21 protein-coding genes and 1 pseudogene are annotated in these 26,593 nt (G+C 38.9%); 16 read left to right on the top strand and 6 right to left on the bottom strand.

From position 1 onward, the window contains the following. The first annotated feature begins 209 nt into the window (after nt 1-209). From ACTFWY_RS16755 to ACTFWY_RS16745, 3 genes and pseudogenes are all read left to right on the top strand, one after another. Nucleotides 210-374, top strand: coding sequence for a hypothetical protein (locus ACTFWY_RS16755; RefSeq protein WP_003125452.1), 165 nt, complete (start codon nt 210-212; stop codon nt 372-374). A 479-nt stretch (nt 375-853) separates the two neighbouring features. After that, nucleotides 854-1,200 (top strand): annotated as a pseudogene (locus ACTFWY_RS16750) (RNHCP domain-containing protein). A 33-nt stretch (nt 1,201-1,233) separates the two neighbouring features. Then, on the top strand, nt 1,234-1,659 hold the full coding sequence (locus ACTFWY_RS16745; RefSeq protein ID WP_439927279.1) for a VOC family protein: 426 nt from the start codon (nt 1,234-1,236) through the stop codon (nt 1,657-1,659). 166 nt (nt 1,660-1,825) lie between these two features. On the opposite strand, the gene ACTFWY_RS16740 is transcribed toward ACTFWY_RS16745, so the two are convergent. Beyond that, nucleotides 1,826-3,127 carry a PTS sugar transporter subunit IIC gene (locus ACTFWY_RS16740; protein ID WP_029486393.1) on the bottom strand — a complete coding sequence of 434 codons (1,302 nt, stop codon included), beginning with the start codon at nt 3,125-3,127 and terminating at the stop codon, nt 1,826-1,828. A gap of 11 nt (nt 3,128-3,138) precedes the next feature. Continuing rightward, nucleotides 3,139-3,756: a hypothetical protein gene (locus tag ACTFWY_RS16735; protein ID WP_003125462.1), complete on the bottom strand. Its 618-nt coding sequence runs from the start codon at nt 3,754-3,756 to the stop codon at nt 3,139-3,141. A gap of 40 nt (nt 3,757-3,796) precedes the next feature. Here ACTFWY_RS16735 and ACTFWY_RS16730 point away from each other — a divergent pair, with 40 nt between their 5' ends. From ACTFWY_RS16730 to ACTFWY_RS16690, 9 genes are all read left to right on the top strand, one after another. Next, entirely contained in the window at nt 3,797-4,489 is a 693-nt protein-coding gene (locus ACTFWY_RS16730) for a MurR/RpiR family transcriptional regulator (RefSeq protein WP_144335835.1), read from the top strand. A gap of 192 nt (nt 4,490-4,681) precedes the next feature. After that, the gene (locus ACTFWY_RS16725) at nt 4,682-5,404 is read left to right on the top strand and encodes an ABC transporter ATP-binding protein (protein ID WP_148407992.1); all 723 of its coding nucleotides are present in this window, start codon (nt 4,682-4,684) and stop codon (nt 5,402-5,404) included. 2 nt (nt 5,405-5,406) lie between these two features. Then, nucleotides 5,407-6,123, top strand: coding sequence for an ABC transporter permease (locus ACTFWY_RS16720; RefSeq protein WP_288551694.1), 717 nt, complete (start codon nt 5,407-5,409; stop codon nt 6,121-6,123). Nucleotides 6,124-6,266: 143 nt separating this feature from the next. Then, nucleotides 6,267-8,252, top strand: coding sequence for a HelD family protein (locus ACTFWY_RS16715; protein ID WP_439927282.1), 1,986 nt, complete (start codon nt 6,267-6,269; stop codon nt 8,250-8,252). Nucleotides 8,253-8,262: 10 nt separating this feature from the next. Further along, nucleotides 8,263-9,033, top strand: a complete 771-nt coding sequence (locus tag ACTFWY_RS16710) for a MerR family transcriptional regulator (RefSeq protein ID WP_288551692.1) — start codon at nt 8,263-8,265, stop codon at nt 9,031-9,033. A 56-nt stretch (nt 9,034-9,089) separates the two neighbouring features. Beyond that, nucleotides 9,090-9,776, top strand: a complete 687-nt coding sequence (locus tag ACTFWY_RS16705; RefSeq protein WP_288551691.1) for a M23 family metallopeptidase — start codon at nt 9,090-9,092, stop codon at nt 9,774-9,776. A 274-nt stretch (nt 9,777-10,050) separates the two neighbouring features. Further along, a complete protein-coding gene (locus ACTFWY_RS16700) occupies nt 10,051-11,646 on the top strand; it encodes a type I restriction-modification system subunit M (protein WP_288551690.1) in 1,596 nt (531 codons plus the stop codon). Beyond that, nucleotides 11,636-12,856, top strand: a complete 1,221-nt coding sequence (locus ACTFWY_RS16695; protein ID WP_288551689.1) for a restriction endonuclease subunit S — start codon at nt 11,636-11,638, stop codon at nt 12,854-12,856. Before ACTFWY_RS16700 ends, ACTFWY_RS16695 begins: the two co-directional genes overlap by 11 nt. 12 nt (nt 12,857-12,868) lie before the next feature. Then, nucleotides 12,869-16,018 carry a type I restriction endonuclease subunit R gene (locus tag ACTFWY_RS16690; RefSeq protein ID WP_368243674.1) on the top strand — a complete coding sequence of 1,050 codons (3,150 nt, stop codon included), beginning with the start codon at nt 12,869-12,871 and terminating at the stop codon, nt 16,016-16,018. Nucleotides 16,019-16,356: 338 nt separating this feature from the next. Here the strand turns inward: ACTFWY_RS16690 and istB are convergent, their stop codons facing one another. Continuing rightward, complete coding sequence (istB, locus tag ACTFWY_RS16685) at nt 16,357-17,118, bottom strand: IS21-like element helper ATPase IstB (protein ID WP_003129321.1); 762 nt, start codon at nt 17,116-17,118, stop codon at nt 16,357-16,359. Nucleotides 17,119-17,128: 10 nt separating this feature from the next. Continuing rightward, nucleotides 17,129-18,355 (bottom strand): IS21 family transposase, encoded by a 1,227-nt coding sequence (istA, locus tag ACTFWY_RS16680; RefSeq protein WP_439927285.1) that lies wholly within the window; start codon nt 18,353-18,355, stop codon nt 17,129-17,131. 41 nt (nt 18,356-18,396) lie between these two features. On the opposite strand from istA, the gene ACTFWY_RS16675 reads away from it, so the two are divergent. Beyond that, nucleotides 18,397-19,149 carry a hypothetical protein gene (locus ACTFWY_RS16675; protein ID WP_353939399.1) on the top strand — a complete coding sequence of 251 codons (753 nt, stop codon included), beginning with the start codon at nt 18,397-18,399 and terminating at the stop codon, nt 19,147-19,149. A 92-nt stretch (nt 19,150-19,241) separates the two neighbouring features. Here the strand turns inward: ACTFWY_RS16675 and ACTFWY_RS16670 are convergent, their stop codons facing one another. Beyond that, nucleotides 19,242-20,867 carry an ATP-binding cassette domain-containing protein gene (locus ACTFWY_RS16670; protein ID WP_439927286.1) on the bottom strand — a complete coding sequence of 542 codons (1,626 nt, stop codon included), beginning with the start codon at nt 20,865-20,867 and terminating at the stop codon, nt 19,242-19,244. Then, nucleotides 20,864-22,852, bottom strand: coding sequence for a hypothetical protein (locus ACTFWY_RS16665; RefSeq protein WP_439927289.1), 1,989 nt, complete (start codon nt 22,850-22,852; stop codon nt 20,864-20,866). Before ACTFWY_RS16665 ends, ACTFWY_RS16670 begins: the two co-directional genes overlap by 4 nt. 699 nt (nt 22,853-23,551) lie before the next feature. Here ACTFWY_RS16665 and ACTFWY_RS16660 point away from each other — a divergent pair. The 3 genes from ACTFWY_RS16660 to ACTFWY_RS16650 all read left to right on the top strand — a co-directional run bounded on the left by ACTFWY_RS16660 (nt 23,552) and on the right by ACTFWY_RS16650 (nt 26,370). Further along, nucleotides 23,552-24,415 carry a helix-turn-helix domain-containing protein gene (locus tag ACTFWY_RS16660; protein ID WP_394898745.1) on the top strand — a complete coding sequence of 288 codons (864 nt, stop codon included), beginning with the start codon at nt 23,552-23,554 and terminating at the stop codon, nt 24,413-24,415. 542 nt (nt 24,416-24,957) lie between these two features. Then, nucleotides 24,958-25,323 carry a RidA family protein gene (locus ACTFWY_RS16655; RefSeq protein WP_003125490.1) on the top strand — a complete coding sequence of 122 codons (366 nt, stop codon included), beginning with the start codon at nt 24,958-24,960 and terminating at the stop codon, nt 25,321-25,323. Nucleotides 25,324-25,608: 285 nt separating this feature from the next. Next, nucleotides 25,609-26,370 (top strand): formate/nitrite transporter family protein, encoded by a 762-nt coding sequence (locus ACTFWY_RS16650; protein WP_005470423.1) that lies wholly within the window; start codon nt 25,609-25,611, stop codon nt 26,368-26,370. Nucleotides 26,371-26,593: the final 223 nt, after the last annotated feature.

Raw genomic sequence — 26,593 nt, 5'->3', positions numbered from 1 at the left:
TTCAGTTTCGAGAAGCTGTAAAAACAGCTGTCTAACAGTTAATCTTATCATACAAAAAAGGAGTGGATTTCTCCACTCCATAAAAGTCTAACTTTTTGGGGTCACTACATTAAATGGGGCTTTTCTTATATTTTTTTGAAACCTAACTTCAAACCCCAGATACGTTTTTTTACCGCTAATTCGCCAAACCAAAGAATGGAGGACTTAGCGTGGATCCAGAGAACCAAATGATGCGTATTCAAGAAGTGGGTGCTGGCGAAATGAGTGCGCAACAGTTACGTATCACGAAAGAGGATGCCGATGTTTATTCTTTAATGTTGGATGAAGCAATGCAAGAAGGGGAGCCGTTGATCGTTCAGCTGGATCTAAAATAAAGTCAAAACCAGCCGTAGAAAAATTTTTTTCGACCAGTACAAATAAAAACCGATTTTCTTTTTTTAGAAAGTCGGCTTTTAATAACGAAGCTAATTTAGTTGAAGTAGTTGCTCAATAATCGAAGAGCTGCCTGGTAAAAATAAAAGTAGACTACCTATGACTAACAAGATCCCTAAAACAAAACAGGCTATTACGAATTTGGTTGATCTAGATACTTCTTTATTTGAAACACTTATGATCAACAAAGTTATACCGACAGCTAACGTTAAAAAATACCAAAATCCCATTGTTATCGCCCACTTTCTTTGAATAGTTTTTACTTTCAAACTGTTTAATAAATTTTATCATAGACAAGAAGAACTAATCCTTATACAAGAAAAATATATGTAAAGTTTAAACTTTCTTATACTAAATAAACTAAGTATGTAGAAAATTGATCGTAAACCACCTTCAAGGAAACTGATAGAACAATTTAAAAATTGTTAGAGTTACTTTCAATTGTCTTGACAGTTTTATCTGTGAAGAATGCGGTCGACCGGTAAATCCTGAAAATGCAGGTAGTCAGCATCGCAACCACTGTCCCCACTGTTTAACGAGTCTTCATGCGGATACTCTTCCCGGAGACCGAGCTTCTTTGTGCGAGGGAAGATGGATCCTATCAGTATTTGGTCCAAGGAGGATGGCGAATGGGCAATCATTCACCGTTGCCGAAATTGTGGTACTCTAAAGACGAATCGAATTGCGGCTGACGACAATCAGGAAAAACTCATTCACTTGGCGACAAGAGCGATTCAGTACCCACCCTTTGCTATCGAGAACTGTTAACTGTTTTGGTTTATAACGAAAGGAGAGCCACTGATGTATCAAATCCACCACATTCAAATTACTGTCAACGATGTAAAAAAAGCGGAACCCTTTTATGATCAATTGTTCCATTTGTTAGGTTTTGATGTTCAAAAGAAATATTCAGGCTATCTCGAACATGCCGACATGGAAATAGTAGAGTATTTGAGTGATACCTTTGATTTTGGAATCTGTTCGCCAAAGCAAGAATGGATCAATGAGACAATTGATTCTAGAAAGCCTGGTTCCCTCCAACACATTGCTTTTAAAGCAGAAAGCAGGGAAGCCGTAGACGCGATCTATCCAAAAATCAAAGCACTAGGAGTAAAGATTCTTCATGGGAAACCAATGGAATACAAAGAACGGATCGCGCCTAATTATTATGCACTATTCTTTGAGACGCCAGAAGGCCTCCGCTTTGAAATCTTTCATTATGCCTAAACCTGTGCTGACTTTTCAGGTCTTTTAAATGAAGGAGTTTTAACCAAAAAAGACAAATCCTTTTCTGATTCGAATCGAGTTGATTCGATGAATGGGAAAGGATTTGTCTTTTTTTTAGTATAAAGCAAAATCATTTAGCTGTTCTAGTTTTTGTTACGAAGAATGGTTATAGATTTTGATCGACTAATTTTGTCTTATTGTTCTCCATTACTTTAAAGAATGGATAGTATATGAAGATACTGATGACGATCAACAGTAGGCAAAAGAGAATGTTGCGCCAGTCCATACTTGAAAGATAAGCTTGTGCAAAAAACGGTGTGAAGGAAGGATCAACAATAAAGCCAATTCCGATCCATCCAAGACTCTGAGCAAAGTAGGTCAGCAATAACGAAATGATCGGAGTGACCAAAAATGGGATTGCTAGAATGGGATTAAAAACGATTGGTAAGCCAAAGATCACTGGTTCGTTGATGGAGCAGATTCCAGGAATCAAGGATAATTTTCCGATGGTGCGATATTCGGGAACTTTGCTTCGCATCATCAATAAAACCAATCCCAAAGTACCACCAGCTCCGCCAAGGACTGAAATCCGAAACATTTGTAAGTTCATTAAGTGTGTCATGGTTTCGCCATTTGCCATTTGCTCGGCATTCAAGCCAGTTTGAGCCATTCCCAGTGTAAAGACGATGGGAAAGATGATTGAAGAGCCGTTGATGCCAAACAGCCATAAGATATTGCCCAAGGTCACGATCAACAAGAAACCGCCGAGACTGCCAGCGATGTTCGTTGCAGGAGTCAGAACTTCCATCACTGCTTCAGGAAAGATTTTGTTTGTTGCTGCTAAGAAGATCAAATTGATCCCATAGAAGATGATGATATTTGTCAACAGCGGAACGAGCATATTGATGAAGGTTGCCACCATGGGTGGAACGGTATCTGGCAGTTTCAATTTGATCTGTTTCACTTCAAATAAACGATTGATTTCTACCACTAACAAGCCGATGATGATTGCGACGAAGAGTCCGTTTGTTCCTAGAAAATTGAGGCTGATCGCGCCTTCTTTTACTGGTGTACAAACCATTAGAAAAATGACGGATGCAACCATACCATTCATGGAAGGGTTGATTTTGTATTCATTTGCAAGAGAGAAGGCAATCCCAAAGACGCTGATGAAACCAATGATGCCCATCGTCAATTGATAAGGCGCGGTGATGAGATCATAATTTGCTACAGCGAAATCTTTCCAGCCAGCCATAAATGTCATAAAGATATTGGCTGTTTCAGGATGGTACTGATCCATGTTGATGGGTGGGTTGGCAAAGATTAGAAAAAAAGAACCGATAACAATAAATGGTAGTCCAAACATCATACCGCTGGATATAGCTTTTAAGTGGCGCTGATTGCCGATTTTTGCTGCGATGGGGCTTAGGACGTCATTCAGCTTCATGATAAATGCAGAGTTTTCCATGTAACTTCCTCCTATACTTGCCAAGGATTGAATGAAAACGCGCTTGGCACAACGTGATCTGGATCATAGTTCTCGATGATTTTTTCGTATTGTTCTTTGTAGTCATTAGTGACTTTTGCTTGTGGGATTACTTTGCTGGCTTCATGTAAGAAATGTTCGGAACCACGGCCCATTTCCTGTCCGCGGACAGTATGTTTATCCAAGGCAATATCAGGAATTTCTGGAACATAGCCCATCGCGAAACTCTTGATCACAATATTCTTGAGTAAGTCTGATGAGCGGTCTTTTTCCGACTGGCATAAGTAACGAATCGCATGGAAGAAATACATCGCCCGGTCGGATTCGTTGTATTGGAATTCCTTGCGCATCGTGTTTAAGTTATTGATCATAATGGCAGCCATTGGATTTCCCATACCTACATCTTCAACACTGATCGCTAGTAATCTTCTCCACAGTTTTTCTTCAAATTGCGGTGAGGTGATATACATTTCATAGGCAAATTCACACGCCTCTTTTTCTTTGCCTCGACGAATCGATTTTTGCAATGCCGAGATAACTTCATCTCCGCGTAAGCCGTTGCGGGTCGTCATTTTTGCCCAGGGATCTTGAATAAATTTCGTTTCTGTCATGATATAATACTCCTAATTGATAAAATTTGAGGTGGATCTTATGGATGTTGAAATGCTTATAGATAAATACCAACTGAATGATTCAGAAGCAGAAGTCTTGCGTTTTATGAAAAAAAATCGGCAGTCATTAAAAACTATCGGGATTCGCGATGTGGCTAAAGCATCCTATGTCTCTACTGCAACGATCATCAATATGGCCAAGAAAATCGGCTATTCCGGTTATAGCGAGTTGGTTTTTGCACTAGGTAACAGCCAATCGGACATTGCGATGCCAAGCACTTTCTCCAATGAGGAAAAGGCGGCATTTATCGATTTACTCTCTGAGTATCGCGACAAGCGCATCATGATCCTTGGCTCCGGTTTCTCTCAGAATCTCGCCAATTATTTTTCGGAATCTCTTAATTTATATGGCTTTCGTGCGACTGCCAATAGCCATCTGGAATTTCTTAGACAGCAAGTGCAGCAAGACATTCTGCTCGTTATTATTTCTAATTCTGGGGATACAGTTCGGTTAGCTGAGCTAGCGAAAATGGCTAACGACCACCATATCGATGTGATTGCTTTTGTTGGTCAAAAAAATTCAAAAATCGGCAGCCTAGCCACACTGACCATTAGTACAGAAACATATACTCCCCAAAGAATCTCCGATTACCAACCGAATCTTTTCTTTGGCACAACACTGAACCAATTTGAGCTTTTGCTAAGTGCAGCACTGAAGGCTATTTTTGAATAGAAGAACGATGTGGCCACTGTTTCTTCAAAAACTAGTATAAAGAATCTTTTTTGAAATGTAAGTGTTTTCCCTTTGTTCTGAACATGTTTAGGAATTTGCAAACTTGTTTAGAAAAAAATTCTATTCCCTCCACTATCCCATCATTGTTTGATTTTCGGCTAAACTGAGTCCAGATCAGATGGGAGGGAATGTATGAGCAAACAAGCAGCGATACAGGTTCATGGATTGAGCAAAACATTTGGGGAGAAACGAGTGATTGATGATCTTAGTTTCACAGTCGAAAAGGGCACCATCTTTGGTTTGTTAGGACATAACGGGGCAGGGAAATCCACGACGATCGATTGTATTTTGGGCACACAAAAATGTGATTCAGCAAGGATCTCGCTTTTGGGAAGAGATCCTAAGGCTGAACGGAAACGACTGTTTCAGTATGTGGGGGTCCAATTCCAAGAATCTGCCTTTCAAAATCAATTGAAGGTAAGAGAGATTTGCGAGATCACCCATTCGTTGTATGAAAACCCGCTAAACTGGAAGCAGGCGCTCCATGAATTTGGCCTTGCCTCTAAATTGAATTCATTTCTCGGAACATTATCGGGGGGCGAGAAACAGAAGCTATGTATCCTTTTGGCTATCATGGGGAATCCGCAAATCATTTTTTTGGATGAATTGACAACCGGACTGGACCCCCAGGCCCGGCGCGAGGTTTGGCGATACTTGCTCGCTTTGAAAGACAAGGGGGTCACTATCTTTCTGACCTCTCATTACATGGATGAAGTGGAAACGCTGTGTGATCGGATTCTAGTGTTAAACAAAGGCAAAGAAGTTGCCAGCGGGACGGTAGCTGATATTCTATTAAAAGTGAATAAGAAGAATCTCGAAGAGGCTTTCTTGACGCTTGTTGGGGAGGAAGTGTAGGAATGAAAACATTTTGGTTGTTGTATCAATCAGAAGCAAAACTTTCCATGAGAGAGATGTCTTCAGTGATCTTTGGGATTTTTGTTCCAGTCGGGATCATTTGTCTGATGGCATTTATGGATCCGGACAATCACTCCTTGAATACGAATTTTGTCGCTGTCTCAACCGTCGGGATTTGTTCAGCTGGTGTGATGGGGCTCCCGCTAGCATTGTCTTCTTATCGGGAACGCAAGATCTTAAAGCGATACCAAGTAACACCGATCAGTCCGGCACAATTGCTTTTCGCCCATCTGTTGTTTTGTTTTACGATCAGTATTGTTTCCATGCTGTTGATATTAGGCGTTTTGATCACGTTTTTCCAATTTTCCTATGTCGGTCATTGGGGGCAATTTATTTCTGCCTATTTGTTGGTGGTGGTTTCGATCCATGCCATCGGGTTGATCGTCGCCAGCTTGTCTCCTAGCGAAAAAGGCACTGGTGCGATCAATTCAGCGATTTTCTTTCCGATGTTTTTTCTTTCAGGAGCAACCGTTCCATATGAGATCTTGCCAACCGGCTTACAGAAGGTTGCCGATGTCATGCCACTGACTCAAGGAATCAAATTGCTGAAGGCAGTCACATTCCATGAAGAAACAGGAATCTTTTTCACGATAACCCTTTTAGTGGTCATTACATTGATCGGTCTATTTGTTGCGATCAGATATTTCCGTTGGGAGTAAAAGCAGTTCAAATAAGTGGACCAAGCAGAAAAAGGATGCAGACTTTGATCGCTGCATCCTTTTTCTTTGCGATACCAAACCCTACACTATACCACCAATGTATAGTTTCTTGCTAAACTCCTGAAAGAAAGGTGGTTTAAGAGATGACGATAACCAATGAAAACAGCTACTTAGCAAATGTGACTAAAAAGATCACCGCGCAAATCCAAGAACTTGAAACAACGGTGGATACCAATGAACAAGCCTACAAAGAAATCAAGAAATATACGGTGGATTATAAAAACGAATTAGACAAATACGAAGTCTATAACCATCAGCAGAACTTATCGTTTATCGATAAGCGGAATACCATTGAGACCAATCGCATCGCAAAATTGTCGTATCTGCAAGAAACACCATATTTTTCTCGGATCGACTTTCAATTTGACGGGGAAGAGGAAGCCGAGAAATTTTATATTGGCAGATATGGGTTTGTTGACAACTACGGGCAGCAACTGGTCTATGATTGGCGCGCGCCGATCTCTTCATTGTATTATGATTTTCCTTTAGGGAGCGCTTATTATGAGTCGATGGGAAAGAAGTTTACCGGCAGCTTGCAATTGAAGCGACAATTTGACATCAAGAATGGCACAATCCGTTTCTTGGTAGACAGCAACGACGCCTTGAACGACGACTTTTTGATCAATGAACTGAGTAAGCACACGACCAAAGAGATGAAAACCATCATTCGCACGATCCAAAAGGAGCAAAATGAAGCGATCAGAGATTCCAAAACAAGAAATCTACTGATTCAAGGGGGTGCCGGTTCTGGAAAAACTTCCATCGCATTGCATCGGATCGCCTACCTGCTTTATCAAAAAAGAGCAGAACTCGCCGCATCGGAGGTGTTGATTTTATCTCCCAATGAGGTCTTCTCTGATTACATTTCCACTGTGTTGCCTGAATTAGGCGAGGATGATCTCTTTCAATCAGATATCACACAGTTGATGCAGCCATTGATGGGTGAATCACTGGTGATTGGTGATCGCCAAGGGGAAATCGCAGCAATCCTCAGCAAGCCTCAATCGAAAAAAGCCCAGTCCTATCTCCATAAACGGTCTGCGTCCTTCTTTTGGGCCATGACTGAGTACCTCGAAACGATCCCAAAGAAGCTGTTTCGTGAAGACATAGTGATCGAGCCGGACATCCGTCTTACAAAACAGCAAATCCAAGCAGCGTTTGCCAACCTTCCAATCGCTGCTCTTTGGCAGCAAATAAAAGAATTGGCACAACGCTTGGCTCAAGAGTTGCCAGGCGATCAAAATAAATCTGCGGCATGGATTGCCTGTGAATTAAAGAAGCGAACTGGAATCACTCAGCCATTGAGGGAATATGAAAAATTCCTAGCTACGCAAAAAGAAGCGTTGATCAGAGAAGAAAATACGCTTGCCTATTCCGACGCCTTCCCGTATCTCTTTTTTAAATGGAAGATCGAAGGACTGCCGATCAACCACCAGATCAAGCATCTCGTCATTGATGAAATGCAAGATTATTCTCTGCTCCAATTTTATTTACTGGATCAATTGTTTCCCTGTCAAAAAACGATCTGGGGAGATGTTAGCCAAAATCTACTCAGAGAGAGCCCTGATTTTTTGACCCAAATACAAACCATCATTCCCGACAGCCGCGTAATCACCTTCAATAGGAGTTACCGATCCAGCTATGAAATCATGTCCTATGCCAAACGCTTTACCACCAATCAGGATCTCCAGCCGGTGGAACGTCACGGAAAAGCAGTGGCAGAGATCCACCTAACAAAAGAGCAAGACAAATGGATGGAACTTCGGCAGCAGATTGCTTCTTTTCAACAATCGTCGTATCGAACCTGTGGCATTATCTGTCAGACCGAAGCCGCAATGATTGCGATCAAACAGCAGCTTGTTGAGGTCCCCTTGACTTGCCTGACAAAAGAGACAAAAGCAATGGTAGAAGGAGTAATCCTTACCACGCCTCAATTTGCGAAAGGATTGGAATTTGACCAAGTGATCCTGCCGGATGTCCACGCGCATCAGCTAACAAAAAAGAGCAACCTGCTTTATACTAGTTGCTCTCGGGCGCTACATGAACTAACATTGTTAGTAACAAGCTAGGAGGGGGAGAATGAAGACCTATAGCACTTCCGAAGTTGCCAAAATCGTTGGCTTTCACCCAAATACCATTCGCCGCTATGAAGAATGGGCATTGATCCCCACGCCGCTGCGCAAGCAGAATGGCTATCGGATCTACACTGACTACCATCTAGAATTGATCAAAACGGCACGTATCGCTTTCCAGATTGAAGTTCTTCAGTCTGGGCTGCGAGAGCGCATGCGAGAGATGATCAAAGCATTAGCGAATTATGACTTTGATCACGCACAAACCTTGTTGGATCAGTATATCGTGGCGGTTGATCGAGAAATCGCTCAAGCCAAAGAAGCCATCCGCATCGTGGGACATTTGCTGAAAGGAGAGCCCGCAGACAGGATGTTTTCCCTCAAGCGAAGAGAAGCAGCGGACTACTTAGGCGTCACCACCGATGCGCTGCGAGATTGGGAACTGAACGGACTTCTTACCTTAAAGCGCAGTCAGAATGGCTACCGTATTTATGAAATGGACGACTTGAACCGCTTGAAAATCATTCGGATTCTGCGCTCTGCCAACTATTCATTAGAAGCCATCTTGCGATTACTCAATTCTCTGGATCAATCGCAGGAACCAGACATTAAATCTGTTCTAAACCAACCCGATCCTGACGGAGACATCATTTCTGTCTGTGACCGTTTGATCGCATCCTTGGAAAAAGCCAAAGAAAATGCCCTCGGATTAACAGCCAAGATCAAGCAATTACAGAAACTCTCTACAACGCTAGAAAGCCCACCTACCAGCCATTGAACACTGTTGAAAAAAATGCACCGAGAGGAACCATCTGTAGAATTGGAGGAAGAACCATGGATCCATTCAAAAGCCCCATCCGCATCGAGTTTCCCTTAAGGGGAGAGTGGCAAGCCCCCACGACCCCTGTCAAACGCGTCCCCAGTCATGGAACCAATCGTATGGGAATGAGGTATGCCTTTGATTTTGTCCAAGTCAATTGGAATAAGCCCCATAAGCCGTTTTATGATACCTCTTTTGCCAGATATTTTCTATCCGGTGTACCATTAGCGAACTGTTACTGTTGGGGTCAACCTATCTATGCTCCATGTGATGGTGAAGTCATTGCTGTGGTTGACGGCATTCCGGAACGGCAAACCGTTCATTGGGTATCCGATGGAGCTCTCGCAATCAAAAATGCCCGCACCTTTAATGAATACCAAGACGACTTTAGCCAAATCGCTGGCAACTATTTAATCGTGAAACACGCCCCACAAGTCTATCTCGCTTTCGTTCATTTGCAGACCAATTCCATCGGCGTAGCTGTCGGTCAACAGTTGCAAAAAGGCGAGTTTCTAGGAAACGTCGGTCACTCTGGCAACTCCACCTCGCCTCATTTGCACTTCCAAGTCATGGACAGCGACGACATTGCCCATGCCAAAGGCTTACCCTTCGTCTTCGAGAAATATGAACTGTATCAGGATAATCATTGGGAAATGGTCTATGATCAATTGCCTTCGGATATAGATCGGGTGAGGTTTTGAGGGGAAGAGACATTTTCCCAATTGAGTCAGCAGATTTCCCTTCCTTATCTATTTGCTTATCGAACGTACGTTTCTTATAATAGGGATGTATCTCTATGCAAAATTTCTATCGCTGGAGGGTTACTTGATAGGGATAGAGAAGGCGCTTTTGATAATATGAGATGAATAAAAATCAAAGAAAGCATAAAAAGAAGAAATTACCCGAAACTTCTTCTTTTTGTGCTTTATAGTGATAAAATTAGGAAAAAGAACGAAATATAGGAGTGTGCATGTAGTGGGACAAGAATTGAATCAGCGACTATTTAGTGCAGCGGATAATCTTCGTAGCAAAATGGATGCATCAGAATATAAAAACTATCTTTTAGGCTTGATTTTTTACAAATATCTTTCAGATAAATTATTACAACAAGTTGTTTTATTAGCAGATGAATCCTTAGAAGAATATGATGAAGTCGAGAAGCAGACGAAATTGTATCAAGAGTTACTGGCAGATGAAGATTCAAGAGAAGATTTGTTAGCAACGATTGTGGATACTCTGGGTTATGAAATTGAACCCAATCGCTTGTTTAATGTGTTAGCTGATCAAGCAAAACAAAATATCTTTCAATTGAATGACTTGAACAAAGGCTTTACCGAGCTGTCTTCAAAGTTTGAGCAATTTAATGGGTTGTTTGATGATGTCGATTTACAATCAAAAAAACTTGGTTCAGATGATCAACAACGAAATGTCACAATAACCGAAGTATTAAAGAAACTGAATGATATTGATGTATTAGGGCATGATGGTGACGTGATTGGGGATGCTTATGAATTCTTAATCAGCCAATTTGCTTCCGAAGCGGGAAAGAAAGCTGGCGAATTCTACACACCAAAAAAAGTTTCTGAAATGATGGCGCAAATTGTGACTATTGATCAAGAAGAGAAAAAATTATTCAGTGTCTTTGATCCGACGATGGGATCAGGCTCTTTAATGCTGAATGTACGGAATTATTTGAAATATCCTGAGAATGTCAAGTATCATGGTCAGGAAATGAATACCACGACTTTTAATTTAGCAAAAATGAACTTAATTCTTCATGGCGTAGACGCAGAAGATATGAATTTGAGAAACGGCGATACGCTTAATAAAGATTGGCCTACAGATGAGCCGTATTTATTTGATTCAGTAGTTATGAATCCACCATACTCAGCGAAATGGTCAGCAGATGCGACTTTTTTAGATGATTCCCGCTTTAACCGATATGGAAAGCTAGCACCAAAATCCAAAGCCGACTTTGCTTTTCTCCTTCACGGCTTTTACCATTTAAAAGATTCCGGAACAATGGCAATTGTCTTGCCTCATGGCGTGCTGTTTCGTGGTGCAGCTGAAGGGGTTATTCGGAAGAAGTTACTTGAAGATGGTAGCATTTATGCAGTCATTGGAATGCCAGCAAATCTTTTCTTTGGTACATCGATTCCAACAACAGTGATTATTTTGAAGAAAAATCGTGAAACACGCGATGTCTTGTTTATTGATGCCAGCAAAGAATTTATTAAAGGAAAAAATCAAAATAAATTATCAGTTGAGAACGTTGAAAAAATTGTTTCGACGTACAAAAATAGAGCAACTGAAGATAAATATGCTTATTTAGCCAGTTTTGATGAGATAAAAAAAAATGATTATAACTTAAATATTTCTCGTTATGTTGATACGTTTGAAGAAGAAGAAAGTATTGATATGAAGAATGTAGGGAATGAAGTTAAGCAAATTCGCCAAGAAAAGCAAGCATTAGTGAAAGAATTATTTTCTACCATCGCTGCTTTTGAGACAAATGATGAAAATAAAGAATGGCTCCAAGGTGCGTTAGAGGTGTTTAGACATGACGAATAAGAATAAACCAGAAATTCGTTTTCCGGGATTTACTGAAGAATGGGAACAGCGTAAGTTGGGAGAGGTAGCTAAAAGGATTACTCGTAAAAATAAAGAGTTAGATTCGACTCGCCCATTAACGATTTCAGCTCAAGAAGGGTTAATAGACCAAAATGAGTTCTTTAATAAAACTGTTGCTAGTCTCGATGTTAGTGGATATTATCTCGTGAAAAATGGAGAGTTTGCATATAATAAATCTTATTCAAATGGATATCCTTGGGGAGCAATCAAGCGATTAAATCGCTATGATATGGGAGTTTTATCAACTTTATATATTGTATTCAAGCCTATAGACATTGATTCGGATTTTTTAGAAAAATATTATGATACTACTTATTGGTTTAAAGAAGTTTCAAAGCATGCTGCTGAAGGAGCAAGAAACCATGGTCTACTGAACATTGCGGCTTCGAATTTCTTTGAAACTGAGATTATTATTCCTTCCAATAGTGAAGAACAAAAAAAAATAGGATCCTTCTTCAAACAACTCGACGATACGATTGTTCTTCATCAGCGCGAACTAGAGCTACTAAAAGAAACCAAAAAAGGATTCTTACAAAAAATGTTTCCCAAAGAAGGAGATAAAGTTCCAGAAATTCGTTTTCCGGGATTTACTGAAGAATGGGAACAGCGTAAGTTAAAAGATTTAGGAGTTATTCAGACCGGTAATACCCCATCAACTTCTGACACTGAGAACTACAATGAGAGTGGTGTTTTATGGGTTACCCCTACGGACATGGAACATTTAGTAACCAACAATAGTTCTAAAAAGTTAAGCCCAAAAGGTTATTCAAAGGCGAGAATTGCTGAACCAGGCTCCATTTTAGTTACTTGTATTGCTAGTATAGGTAAAAATACTTTGGTTGAAGAGTCTAGCGGGTTCAATCAGCAGATTAATTCGTTGACACCAAACGAATTAAACGATTCATATTTTCTATTAACTCAATCAGAATTATGGTCAAAAAAAATGAAAAATATAGCAGCCTCGGGAACAATGCAAATAGTCAACAAAACAGATTTTTCGAACTTATCATTTCTATATCCTGAGCTTGTTGAACAACAAAAAATCGGCACTTTCTTCAAACAACTCGACGACACGATCGCTCTTCATCAGCGTGAGCTCGATTGGCTAAAAGAAACCAAAATAGGGTTTCTGCAAAAATTATTTGTCTAAGGAGGTGAGCGAATGAAAATAAACCATCGTGACGAAGCCGAAGTAGAAAGTCACCTGATTCATATATTAGGCGAAGGTCACAACCAATGGGTGTACCGACCAGAGTTAAAGACAGAAGTTGATTTGTGGCAAAATTTGCGTGAGAAGATCACGCATAATAATCTTTCAGAAATTGGTGAACATCCTTTAACTGATAAAGAATTTGAAACCATTAAAACAGAATTGCTATTGAAAACTCAAACGCCCTTTGATGCAGCGAAATGGTTAAAGGGAGAAAATGGTATTGCTCGAATCAAGATTGATCGTGAAGATGCTTCTTTAGGATCAATCTCGCTGATTCTTTATTCCAACCAAGACGTAGGTGGGGGCTTGTCGACGTATGAAGTTGTGAATCAAATTGCCAAACAAGGTAGTAGTGCGGACGCACGTGACCGTCGTTTTGATGTGACATTATTAATCAGCGGCTTGCCGATTGTTCAAATTGAATTGAAACAGGTCACAGCAAAAGACGGTGTTTTTCAAGCCTTTAACCAAATAAAAAAATATGCTGAAGAAGGTTTCTTTCGTAATAACATCTTTTCAACGCTTCAATTGTTTGTTGTCTCAAATGAACAAACGACGCGCTATTTTGCCAATGCAATGCCTAAAGACATGCATCGGAAATTTTTGTTTAGTTGGCGGACAAGAGACAACAAAAAAGTAGATAATCTTTATGAATTTTGTAAGCAAGTGTTGAATATCCCAGATGCCCATCGGCTTATCGCTAACTACACGATTGTGAGCGAAGATCAAGACAATAAAACCTTAATGGTATTACATCCCTATCAGGTACATGCGATAGAGGCATTATTTGTGGCGGCCAATAAGCACCAATCCGGCTATGTTTGGCATGCAACTGGTTCAGGAAAAACGTTGACAAGTTTTGTTGCAACTAAACTTTTAGCGCGCAAGTCTGGTATTGATCGTACGATTATGCTGGTGGATCGCAAGGACTTAGATAATCAAACCACCAATGAATTTACAAAATTTGCCTCAGAATTTAATACAGGGACATCTTCTGGGGATGCGAAAGCCAATAGTTTAATTGTGGGAACTGGCAATGCAAAAGAGCTAGGCAAAACACTTTTGGCTGATGCAAATGCCAACGTAATTATTATTACCACCCGCCAGAAACTAGACGCAGCGCTGAAGTATGCCAAAAAACAAGAAGCCAAAAATGGAGCCAAGCGATTTGAAAAGCTGATTGGGCAACATATTGTTTTTGTAGTAGATGAATGCCATCGCGCTTTAAGTGCTGAAAATATGGAGGAAATCAAACAGTTCTTTCCTAACTCTACTTGGTTTGGCTTTACAGGAACGCCGATATTTGAAGTGAATAAGAAGCAAGCCCAAGGACAATTGGCTCGTACTACTCGAGACCAATATGGGGATGTCTTGCACACCTATACAATCAAGAATGCCTTAGAAGATGGTTCGGTATTAGGCTTTCAAGTGGAGCATGAAAATACCATTGAGCCAACCTCACTAGATAATCGCATTCACCAGAAATTACTTGAAGTCGAAAAATATGCAAAATACTCTCCAGAACAAATCAATTTGGTTGTGGATAATATAGATCAAATGAAAAAGGAGAGTTACATTGAGCCGATTGTTTATGAATCAGAGGAGCATATTCAGAAAGTGATCCATAAAATCTTTCGTCCTAATAATGCCTATACAAAATTCGATTTTAGAAATGGACGACCAACAAAGTCTGCTATTTTGACAACAAGCTCTATTGAGATGGCAAAGAGATACTATCGAGCGATCAAAGAAATGACGAAAGAATCAGATTGGCTTCAAAAAGAATTTCCTGATCAACCGATTCGTGAAGGAAGAACGATGGAGGACCCGGATTTTCCGCGAATTGCCATTACATACTCTATGGATGAGAATGCAGCAAGTGCCAAAGAAAAGCAAGATGAAATGCAGCAGATTATTTCAGAATACAATGAGTATTACCATACAGCATGGACAATCGCAGAAATTGAACGCTATAACGGAGATATCAATAATCGTTTGGCACGGAAACGAGCGGAATTTAAGCAATTCGGTAAGCAAATTGATTTAGTGATTGTCGTTGATCGGCTTTTAACAGGGTTTGATGCCCCTACGATCCAAACATTGTTTGTCGATCGAAATCTAGAATATGCAGGATTAATTCAAGCCTTCTCACGAACCAATCGCACATATCCCGATAAGAAGAAAGGGCTAGTCATTACATTTAGAAAACCTGCGACAATGGAATATAATGTGACAGAAGCAACAAAACTATATTCAGAAGCACAAGAAGAATCTGGGCTGATTTATCCAACCTATGAAGAATCAAAAGCACGCTTTGAAAAGGCATATAAGCAATTACAAACATTTACTGTAATACCTGGAACAACTGAGAATACTCCAATAGAAACCCGAGTAGATTATGTGAAAGCTTTTCAAGAGTTGAATAAGGCTTATGAAGCATTGGTTACGTATGACAATTACAATGAAGAGATGGAACAATCAGATGTTTTAAAAGAACAGGTTTCTATCTTAGAAGAACAAGTTGGCTTTTATGAAACAATCAAGGGCTCGTTGGTAGATGAGCAAGAGGAAGAAGGAGGTATGAATTTTTCAGCTATTGAGTTTTATAGCGACAATTCAATCCGACTGTATGACATTGACTCCTCATATATTGATCAATTATTAGGTACTTATGCAGCCAATAGTTCAGATGTACGTGAAGAAATTGAGAAAGCTTTGAAGAAATTAAACAAAACTGAGTGTGTCAAAGAAGTGTATCGACAAATCTTGAATGCCATAGATTCCGGAGAGCTTGATGTGAAAGAAGATATTTTTGCCATCAAACGACGCTTCTTTGTGCAAGCAAGAGATCAAATGATTCATGCGTTCTCAAATGAATGGAATGTTTCGGCAAATGAACTTCATTATTCAAGTATTCAATATGTTGTTGGAGAGGACCCAATTCCTAATATGAAAGGGATTATCCAAAGTAAAGATTTTGAGGCCTACAAAGAAAAACATCCAACCGCGAAGCCATTCCAATACCCGCAACAAATGAAGCGAGCATGGAGAACTGTGTTGTATGAAACCTTGATCCCTCTAGAAAATGAACTAAGGTAGGTAAAGAATGAAGGGATAGTAATTGAAGTAGCTGGTTTTTATTCTTCTGAAAAGGTGGTTGAGTTATTTGGCGCTTTATCAATTGAGCAACCTGAAAATGAAAGAAATTAAAGAAGAAGTTTTTGCTAAAGAAAAGCAATTGCAAGAACTCATTGAGGAAAACTTAGAATCATTATTTAATTTGGACTTTGTTGCTTCAGAATTTACTGTAGGTAATTTTCGGTTAGATACGGTAGCTTATGATTCTGATACTAAAAGTTTTGTAATAATTGAATATATGTCAAGGGCCATAATAAAATGTTGGTTTTGGGCCATTGAAATTGTAGGTAGTTTTCTCTTTATCGTTTCGTTTCTTTTCCTTTCGTTTCACTATAACTTTTCATTCGATAAGAAGGTCCTGTAATTTGAATAATTTTAGAATGATGGACCAATCGGTCCAATAAAGCATTAGTCAATTTCTTATTACCAAAAATTTCGGACCATTGAGACAGAGGAATATTCGTTGTAATAATCGTTGATTTTCTTTCGTATCGCATATTAATTAGTTGAAACAGTAAGTTAGATCCTTCTTTTGAGAAGGGGAGATACCCGACTTCATCAATAATTAATACAGAATAGCTCGCATATTTTTTGAGCATGGTATCACTTGTCCCACGTTTATGTGCCCGGATAAGTCGATTAACCAGTTCTGTACTAGTGATAAATAAACAGCTCTGCCCTCTATCAATACACTCTAAACCAATTGAAACGGCTAAATGGGTTTTTCCAACACCGCTATTTCCAATGAATAAAAGGTTGTCATACGTGTCTAAAAAGCGTAATGTCACTAAATCTTGAATTTCACTTTTTTTGATTTTGGGTTGAAAATCAAAGTTAAAATCATGAAGGCGTTTATGATAGGGAAACATTGCCCGTTTTAAAATTTTTCTTTGGGTCTCCTTTCTACGATAGCTAATTTCTTGATGTGTTAATTCAAATAAAGAATCAACTAGAGATTGTTCATTTTTAGCTACTTCATCTAAATGGGCAGGTAAAATTTCTTTGATACAGGTAAGATTTAAATCTGATAATTGATTTAATAACTGATGGTAATTTGACATATGAGCCTCCTTATAATTCATCGTAAGCATCTAAATTTTCTTCTACAAAGCGCTCCAACTCTTCGTCTTCTAAGTATTTGAAGACATCAGATCGAAGAATCTCAAGAGAGTCATCACGTTGATAATTTAAGGTTTTTTTGCTTAATGGGTGCGAGTGAATACATTGATGGCCATACCAAATGAATAGACTGTCCTTACGGACATCTAAAGTTACCTCTTTACCAATATATTTCACGGGAACAGAATACTTTGAGATTTGATATTGGACCATGGATTCAATGGAAACTTTTCTAATTACGTGTTGGGTTCTAGAAACATATCTGACTAATTCTAAACGATTGAAAGGACGCAACATCGATTGTTCATCTATAAGAAACTTAGAGGGATGATTATTCACTGCTTGAGAACGTTCATTATTTAAGTCATTCATAAACTCATAGACGATTCGTTTTAGCTCCTGCTCATTTTCAAACTCGTAGTTAAAGACCATTAAGCGGTTAACAGTACGAGCTAAAGCTTCAACTTTGCCTTTGGTTTGTGGACGAAAAGGGCGACAAGCAATCGGATTGAATCCAGCATCTTTAGCAAATTGACGAAATTTTTCGTTAAAAACGGTTTGACTAAATTGGCTTTTATTTCTATCAACAACTGTTTTCATATTGTCAAACCAAATTTCTTGAGGAACACCATTCCCGCAGTACTCAAACGCATTGACCAAACAATTGAAGACATTCGCTTGGGTTCGATCAAAGGTTACCTTTAAGTATTTCATGCGAGAATAGCCTAGAATATATAGAAAAAGATTGAAGTAAAAGACTTCACCATGTTTACTCACCATCTTAATATTTTCTTTCCAATCGACTTGAGCAGAAAGACCTGGCGTCGTTTCAATTCGAATGGTTGCTTTTTTTACACGCTTTTCTCGATAGTTCCGACAATATCGTTTGACGGTGGTATAGTCACCTTGATATCCTTTTTTCTTAATAAAATAATAAATTGAAGAAGCGGAACAGCTTAACTCCATTTTATCTTTAATAATTTCTTCAAAACCGCTTAATAAAAGAGGAGCAGAAGATTGTCTCTTTTTGATCTGTTCTACTTCCCCTTTAGTTCCAGCTTCATAGTAACGCTTGACTGTTCGGTAATCACAATTATATTGCTTGGCCATGGCTGCATAGTTAGGTTGAATATCGTTCATAATGTGTCGTAAGACTCCTTCTAAGACATCTTCTCGCATGAGTCACTCTCCTTGAATGGTTTCATGAAAAAGAATATCAGATTTTAAATCTAACCTACATTTTCGATGGCCCTTTTCCTACATTTTATCGTGGCCCTTTACACCAAGCAGTAAATTCATTTATCGCAAAAACGATTGTAACATCTGATTTAGGGGCAAAAATTGCCGAAGCTTATGGCATTGAAGTTAGAAACACGTTAACAGGATTTAAATTTATTGGGGAACAAATCCAATTATCAGAAGAAACAAAAGATAAAACGTTTCTTTTCGGCTATGAAGAAAGTTTTGGGTACCTGGTAGCCCCATTTGTCAGGGATAAGGATGCGATTCAAGCAGCTGTATTATTGGCTGAGACCGCACTGGACTGTTTCCTTTCTGGAATTGATTTAGTTGATCGCTTGAATGAAATCTATGACCGTTATGGTTATTACGAAGAACAATTAGAAACAAAAGTTTTTCCCGGTAAAGATGGACTGTCGCAGATGAGTCAGCAGTTAGATCGTTTAAGATCACTGTCATTTTCTCATTTGGGGGATTTTGTCTTAATGGCCAAAGAAGATTTCCTGACTTCTGAACGGTGGATGGCCGGTCAATCAATCGAAAAAATTACATTACCATCATCCAATGTTCTAAAATATATATTTACCGATGGTTCGTGGGTCTGTCTGAGACCTTCAGGTACAGAACCAAAGTTTAAAATTTATTATTCTGTCAATGCGTCAAATCAACCATCCGCTACACAGAAGATGCAGCAGTTGCGAACAGCTTTTCATCAGCTGTTAAAATCTGAATAAAAGACTTCCAAAAAAGTGTCCTCCAAAAATTGGGAGGCACTTTTTTTCAGAAGATTTATATTTATAATAATGAGAAATTTTTGCTCCACGGTTCATGAACGACTAGCGTTCGCCATTGCAATCAGTTGATTTTCCGATGCTAAAGGGGCGCTGATAGAAATAATTTGATCAAATTTATGAATGTTTTCTTCCAGTGGATGATGACTGACCATCACAACCGTCAACTCGTTGTCTTCCAAAAGGAGATTCTCAATGAGCAACGTATTCTTTTTATCTAATGAAGAGGTTCCTTCATCAAAGAGGATGACTGATTTTTTTTGAATAAAGGCTCTGGCTAAACCAATGCGCTGTTTTTGTCCACCGGAAAGATTGGTACCGTTGTTTTCAACTACTTTGTCAATATCATCTACAAAATCTGCCGCGGCTTTATTCAATGCTTCGGCTATTTCTGTGTTTGCGTAGTTGTTCCAAAGAGCGACATTTTCTTTATAAGAAGTGTTGAACAAATAATTGTCTTGGTCGATATATTGAATAAAAGAGTGGCTATCCACATCTATCAACTGATGACCATCCACCTTTATTTCGCCTGAATAGCCTTCCAAATCACCAATCAAGATTTTTAATAAAGTACTTTTTCCGCTGCCACTATCACCCGTGAGGAGATATTTTCCCCCTTTTTTTATGTCTAAACTGAAATTTTCTAGGATCGGGAGATTTGCGTCATAGCCGAAAGATAAATTTTCGATTCGTATACAATCAGTGAATTCGTTGTAGGTTTTTTTCGTGGCGCGAACGATTGGCTTATCAACAAAAAATGTTTCTATGACGGGCTCTATGGATCTTAGTTCCATGGCCGATTGACCTACCAACGATACAGAGTTAAAGATGTTTGCTGCTAAATTGCCACTGGAACTAATAGCTCCAATCGTCGTTTGTCCGATAATTGCCAGAAAGCCTGTCACAATATCTACGACTACTTGACTCAATAAACTAGAAAAAGCAATGAGGTTCATAATCTTGTGATTTGTTTTTGCAATGGCAACCTTATTCTCAGAAAGGTCTTGAGAGTATTCGGTAATCTTTTTTGGAATTTCTGCCAGCCTATTATTGTAACGGAAAACGTTGTAACCTTTTAAGATATTGGCAATCCTTTTTGTATAAGAGGAATTACTAGTAGATAACTTTTGTCCAAGCGCCACAAGAACTGTCCCGAATTTATTAGGGATATAAAGGATCAATCCCGTTAAACCAAGGACCAAAACGACCAGCCAAAGGTTAAAAAGGGCCAATGCAACAATTGAGAACAAAATCAACCATCCGTTAAAAAAAAGACGATATAAACTCATCACGCCCTGCGTTTCGATTTGTGTGATATCATTTGTCAGCTTCGACACATAGCCATCAGCCGTGATTTTATTGAAGTCTGCTAATGGGGCTGTCTTGATAGAGTCAGCTTCACGTTTTCGCAATGAAAGACTGATTTTTTGTAGTTCTTTCTCCTGATAAACTGAAAAGAAATAGTTTGAGCAGACATAAATCAGCCAAAGAATGAGAATCACTAGGTCCCAAAAAAGAAATTGGCTGATATTTCTGGCAAAGATAGCATTAGTGGCAAAAGCCAGTAGATAACTTGGCAGAACGCGTAAAAAGGATAAGAGGCCTGACAGCAACAGCATTTTAAGAATATTGCTTTTATAATGTTTATAGAGTGTTTTCACTGATGATCCTCCAATCTCTGTCGGATACAATCCACTAAGAATAAGACGCCGATTTCCCCTGTGAGAAATCTCGCTTCTATTCTTGAATTGGTGCAGTCCGGGTATCGATTCTTTCCCTTGAAATTGACCTTGTAGGATAGTAGATTCGTTAATAGAGAGTTGTAATCGTTTCTTTTGAGATTATTTGTCAGAACTTTCAAATAGGCGATACCACTAATACCGTATTCAAAGCTGACATTTGAAGAAACTAGTGGCAGTTCTTTTATTTGCTCAAAGGTTTCATTTTTCATGGCTTCTGTCCCTAATCCACTTCGCAAAACATACCATTTTGCTAGTAGCAGACCGGCTTTACCATTTGCCAAATAAGGTGATTTATTCGCATTTCTTTTACTGATTTGCGGGAAATGTGTCTTGCCAAATTTTTCTGTATAGTTCAGCCAATCAGTAAGACTCTGGAGTATTCTTTCCTCACGAAAAAAACGATAAGCTTCCACCAATGAACAGACGATCATTGCTGCACCATCAAGAAGCCCTTCTCCCTCAACCCCATCAATTTCTGAAATAAATCTGCCATCTTGATTCTGAGAACCGATTAATTTTTGTATCCAGAGGTGAATCATAGGTTTCAATCGATTGATCGTTTGTGCTGGACTCATAACCAAAACAAGAATAATCAAGTGAGCATAATCAGCCAAACCGGTTCTATTTACATGTCCTATTTTTTCAAAAGAGAAATCTACGTTATTTGTAAAAGTTATTTTTTGATTGTCCATTAAATAACTGAGATAAGCTAAAATGAATAGTTCTTTTTCGTTTGCTAAGTCTGTTAAATCAACCGAACTGCTTTTTGAGTCGATCAAATGAACTGCATTCTTATCCACGTTGGAAAGATCATCAGCTAATAGATTTTCTTTTATTTCGTTATACGCTAATGAGACGGCTTCAAGTGGGTGGGTGCACATAAGATGGAGCTGGATTTCAAGGTTCGTCGAATGAGGTCTCAATAGTAAATTGCTGATCAGTGAATAATAACGACGGTCTAGCTGATAATGACAAGCAAAAAGATAAAATGTCTCCAGTGCTGCTTGCTGATCCAATTGCGCCAGTTGGTTTGTTCCGATGAAAAGGTTAATAATCAGGAGCCCTAAGGAAACATAATCTCGCTTCATTCTGTCGATTGAATGATCCCCATTATCAAAACCAGGAGTCTTTACGATGTAATCGTATTGTTCAAAAGCAAATTTTCCACCTTCAAAATCTATGATTACTGGCTGTCCGTCTCGTAACATAATATTAGTATTGGAAATGTCATGAATCGTGATTCCAAATTTATTAATCGCTACTATCATTCTCATTAACTCGATGATTATCTTTTGAGCATCCTGGCGATAGCTGCCAGTAAGATCGTCGAAATACACTTCTTCAACTACTCGATCTGAGAACTCAGAGAGGGTGGGTCCTTCAATAAATTCGACTACCGTAAAATAATGCTCCCACTCGTAAAAACTGTCATAAACCTTTGGGCAATTCTGCGGAAAAAGGTTAAAGAAGGCTATTTCTTTCTTGCGCATGTCAATACAATCACCTGATGAAGAGGATTCGATATAGGGGCGCGCTTCTTTAATAATCACCTTTCGATTGCCGATAGTATCCGTTCCTAAATATACATCGCCGGTATTGGAGTAATGAACAGCTGTTTCTACTTTGTATCTATTATTCAGCAATGCAGATGGGTTCTCTTGTTGTGAACTATCATGAAAGGGATCTTGTACAAAAGGCGGCTGAGAATAATAAGGCAACCGTTTGTCTTCGATAATAGAGCCATCGGGACAAATTAATTGCTTTCTTTCTGTCTCTGATTCATTTTCGTCCGCTCGACAACGTCCATACCTGTAGTAGAGGACTTTACAATCTTTATATCTCTTGTCTGAAAGAACGTAAGGTCCCTGAAAATCATTTAATCGGGTATATAACTTTTCGCACATCACAATAAACTTCTCTAAAGTTGAGGGATAGATTGTGATGAACTTTCCTGAATAGGCTCTAGGGGTACTTTTAGAAAGGTTGTTTGTAAACTGATCAAGATTCTTCAAAAATTTCATATCTACATCATTTTCGATACAGCATGAGATACATTCGCTCAGTATCAAAAAATAATTAGTATAAGTAGCAGAAACATGAATTTTCCATCCTTGCTTGGGAACGTTCTGGTTAATGTTTAAATAAGTAAATGCTTGATCTGTATATGTATTTTTTAGATCAGGATAGATGAAGTGGAATGTATTGATGAAATCCATTGATTCCCTCTTTTCTTGACGTATTGATTTCATTTTTTTGAAAAACTGGCTTTACTCCCCTTTTGCTCGACAAGGACCAAACCTAAGCAAGGGGGACTTTGACATCTCTTTGTATCTAATTAAAAAAGAATAGAATGACCAAGGGGGGAGTATTCTATTCTTTTTTAATCGCATTTATTTTGTTGCTGATACTTTTAGTGAGATTTGACATTTAAACGTAAAGATTGAATTTGGAGAAACGGCAGAATCTTCTTTAAATGCTTGTAAGCTTAGTACTGTATTCATCTGAACACCACCTTTCCACTTGTTACCGTTACTATATCATCAGTAAATGTTCCCCAGTTTTTAAAAATGTGTAGTATACTATACGTGAAAAGGAGCGGTCAGATGAAGGCATATGGACCATTGATCAAAAAAATCAGAATGGCGAAACACTACACTCAAAAAGAAGTTTATTCAGGTGTTGCTTCCCGCAGCTTTTATGCGAAATTTGAAGCAGGAGAGTACGCGATCGAAGCATTAAAATTCAAGCGTATTTTAGAAAATATGAATATGAGTGAATCAGAATTTTTTTTCCTTTATGATAAGGAGAATCCTGCAACTAAGCGAATCACGATTAGAGATGTCATTGATACTTACTATGACTTCAATCTGCATTCTGTCGATAAGTTATTAGTGATCTATAGGGACAATAAAGCGTCAGAGATAAGCTCAGATCGGTTGATCAGCTCTGCAGCATATGCTTTGGCTTGGTCACTAAAACCGACCATCGATCACTGGCCTTTAGTGACTTTAAGAGAATATTTCACACGTCTTAAGAGTTTTTCAATGATGGAACTGGAATTGTTCATTACAACTTTTTTTATCTTTTTTGATGAGGAAGAACGAATTGAGCCATTACTCTCAAAAGCGATTGCTGCCGCAATCACTTGGTGGTCACTTTACCCAGAGTTGATTGATCGACTAATCGGCGCATTGTATGTCAATATGATTCAATTCTTGATTACAAATAATGAGTTAGAGAAGGCATCACTCTTAGATGAAAAATTGACGGAATCGCTTACTGATTCTACCTTCTCTCTGACCACGCAGCTCTACTTTGCTTTTTTTAAAGCCTTTCTAGCAGAAGATCGCGCAGAAGTAACGAATATCTTAAGCTTGCTTAGAAAGAATGATCGACAAACTTATACCATTCTTAGTAAGATCATCCAGTCGACAGCTTTTAGAAAAATTCTCGATATATCTTCATAAGCAGGCTGCTTAAAGGAGGGGCTAGTGAGCAAAAAGACATTGACCGCTACCTAACTGTTTTCGTTTCTGACTCGGGGAGTAGTGGCTGCCGGTCTGTTTCCACTAGTGCTAGTTGATAGAAGGATCAACTAGCTTTTTTGTTTGCCTTGCTGAAGTAATCATTGGTGGGAGTAAAAGTCTGAGACGTAACTATGCTTTTCCAGCGCCTGGTTGAAGATTATTTTCTAAAGGGATCAAAGCGATTAGCGAAAAGAGCTATCGAACGAGCAGCAATATGGACCACGTGTGTTCGAATCGCTGTGTTGATTCACTGTTGAAGATAAGGGAACAAGACGCAACCTTTCTTTTTTAACACCAAACATGTCGCCTCATTTTCTAAGTGGTAGGCGATAATTAAAGGTGCAGAAAAAGCAGAGGAGGCATTGAGAGATGTTGAGTATCTCGTTGGAAGAAAGCAGAACAATTTTATGTATTTTAGTAAGAAACCAGAGGCTGTTTTTTCAGACAAAAATTCAAATAGATTATTTCAGGAGGCGAGTTAAATGAAGCGCTATGACATTAACCGAGATTGGGCAAATTCAGGAGTGATTGAGGCTGGGAATTTAGTCTTTGTTGGCTATTGTGTCGGAAATATCGGACAATCGGTCGAACAACAAATAATCGGTGCTTTCGATCACTTGGAAGAACGGTTGAAACTAGCGGGACTTACGTTAGCAGATGTGGTCCAAATGGACGCTCTTTTCAAAGATATCTTTGATATTCCGATAATGGAAAAAATCATCAAAGAAAAATTTAATGGACAATACCCTGTCAGAAAGTCTATTCAGACTTCTTTTGCGCACCGTGGTGAGGTAGGCATCTTGTTTCAAGTGGATGCCATCGCATTTAAAGGAAAGGACTTTAAATAATAAAAGAGCTGAATTAGTCATTCAATTCTAAGATATTCAACTCAAGAAGGGGATTTGCTTCTAGAGTGCTTTCCCAGATCAAAAACAAACGGATTCCTCGGTAAACAACGGACGTTGATTTAACCGGGGTTTTTTTAATAGAATCTGATGAAAATTTCGTGAATTTTTTTACAATAACAATGCAAAATCAAAAACGATGGTGTTATAATCGTTGATGGAAATGTGAAGGAAATCACTATTGTTTTTTATCAGAAAATCTATTGGAAAAGTAGGGATCAAAGAGTTATGCACACACCAGAAGAAATTATGGACATTAGTATTCATCTAGGCACCAAAAAAGTACAAAAACCGATCATTGCGAAACTTATTTTAGGATTCATCGGAGGGGCTATGATTTCTCTTGGCTATTTAGCCTATGTTAGAGTCTCTGCCTCTATTCCAGAATCACTTTCAAGTCTCACCAGTCTAGTTGGAGCAGCGGTTTTTCCAATCGGATTGATTGTCATCCTGCTTGGGGGCGGTGAATTAATTACAGGGAATATGATGGCGGTAGCGATTGCTTTTATGGATAAGAAAGTCACGTTTCTGCAACTAGTGAAAAACTGGCTGATCATTACCTTAGCTAATATGGTCGGTGCGATTTTTGTGGCGTATTTTTTTGGTCACTTTGTTGGATTGACAAGTTCAGGAGTTTATTTAGACCAAATCATTCACCTTGCTGATCACAAAATAGCTGCGTCTTGGTTACAAGCAATTGGTTCTGGTATCGGCTGTAACTGGTTTGTCGGTTTAGCATTATGGTTGTCTTATGGTGCGAAAGATGCGGCTGGGAAAGTATTGACGATATGGTTTCCAGTCATGATTTTTGTTGCCATCGGGTTTCAGCATAGTGTGGCAAATTGTTTTGTCATTCCGGCAGCGATCTTCGAAGGCCACGGCACATGGTTGGAATTCTTTGCGAATTTTATTCCTGTCTATATTGGGAATATCATCGGAGGTGCGCTATTTGTATCCGGCTTTTACTATGCCAGCTACAAACATCATTAAGAAGTTTTCGAATAACAACACAATCCTATTCGTTCGTTGATAATGAGCTTTTTATATGGAAACTTGGTTCATTGTAAAAATAAAATTACTAAAGAACATCGAAGCGCGTTTTGAGAGTGTAAAATATTTTGTGTAAATAGAAAAAAGGAAGTCCCTTCTGTAGAATAGAGTTACCACAACACATTCACAGAAGAGAGGACTTCCCTATGAACGATTTTACTAC

It is taken from the genome of Enterococcus sp. 125944 (assembly GCF_051909435.1).
GTDB classification, from domain to species: Bacteria; Bacillota; Bacilli; order Lactobacillales; family Enterococcaceae; genus Enterococcus_D; species Enterococcus_D gallinarum.
The sequence above is the reverse complement of the archived record's forward strand: the minus strand, read 5'-3'. Positions and strand labels throughout refer to the sequence as shown.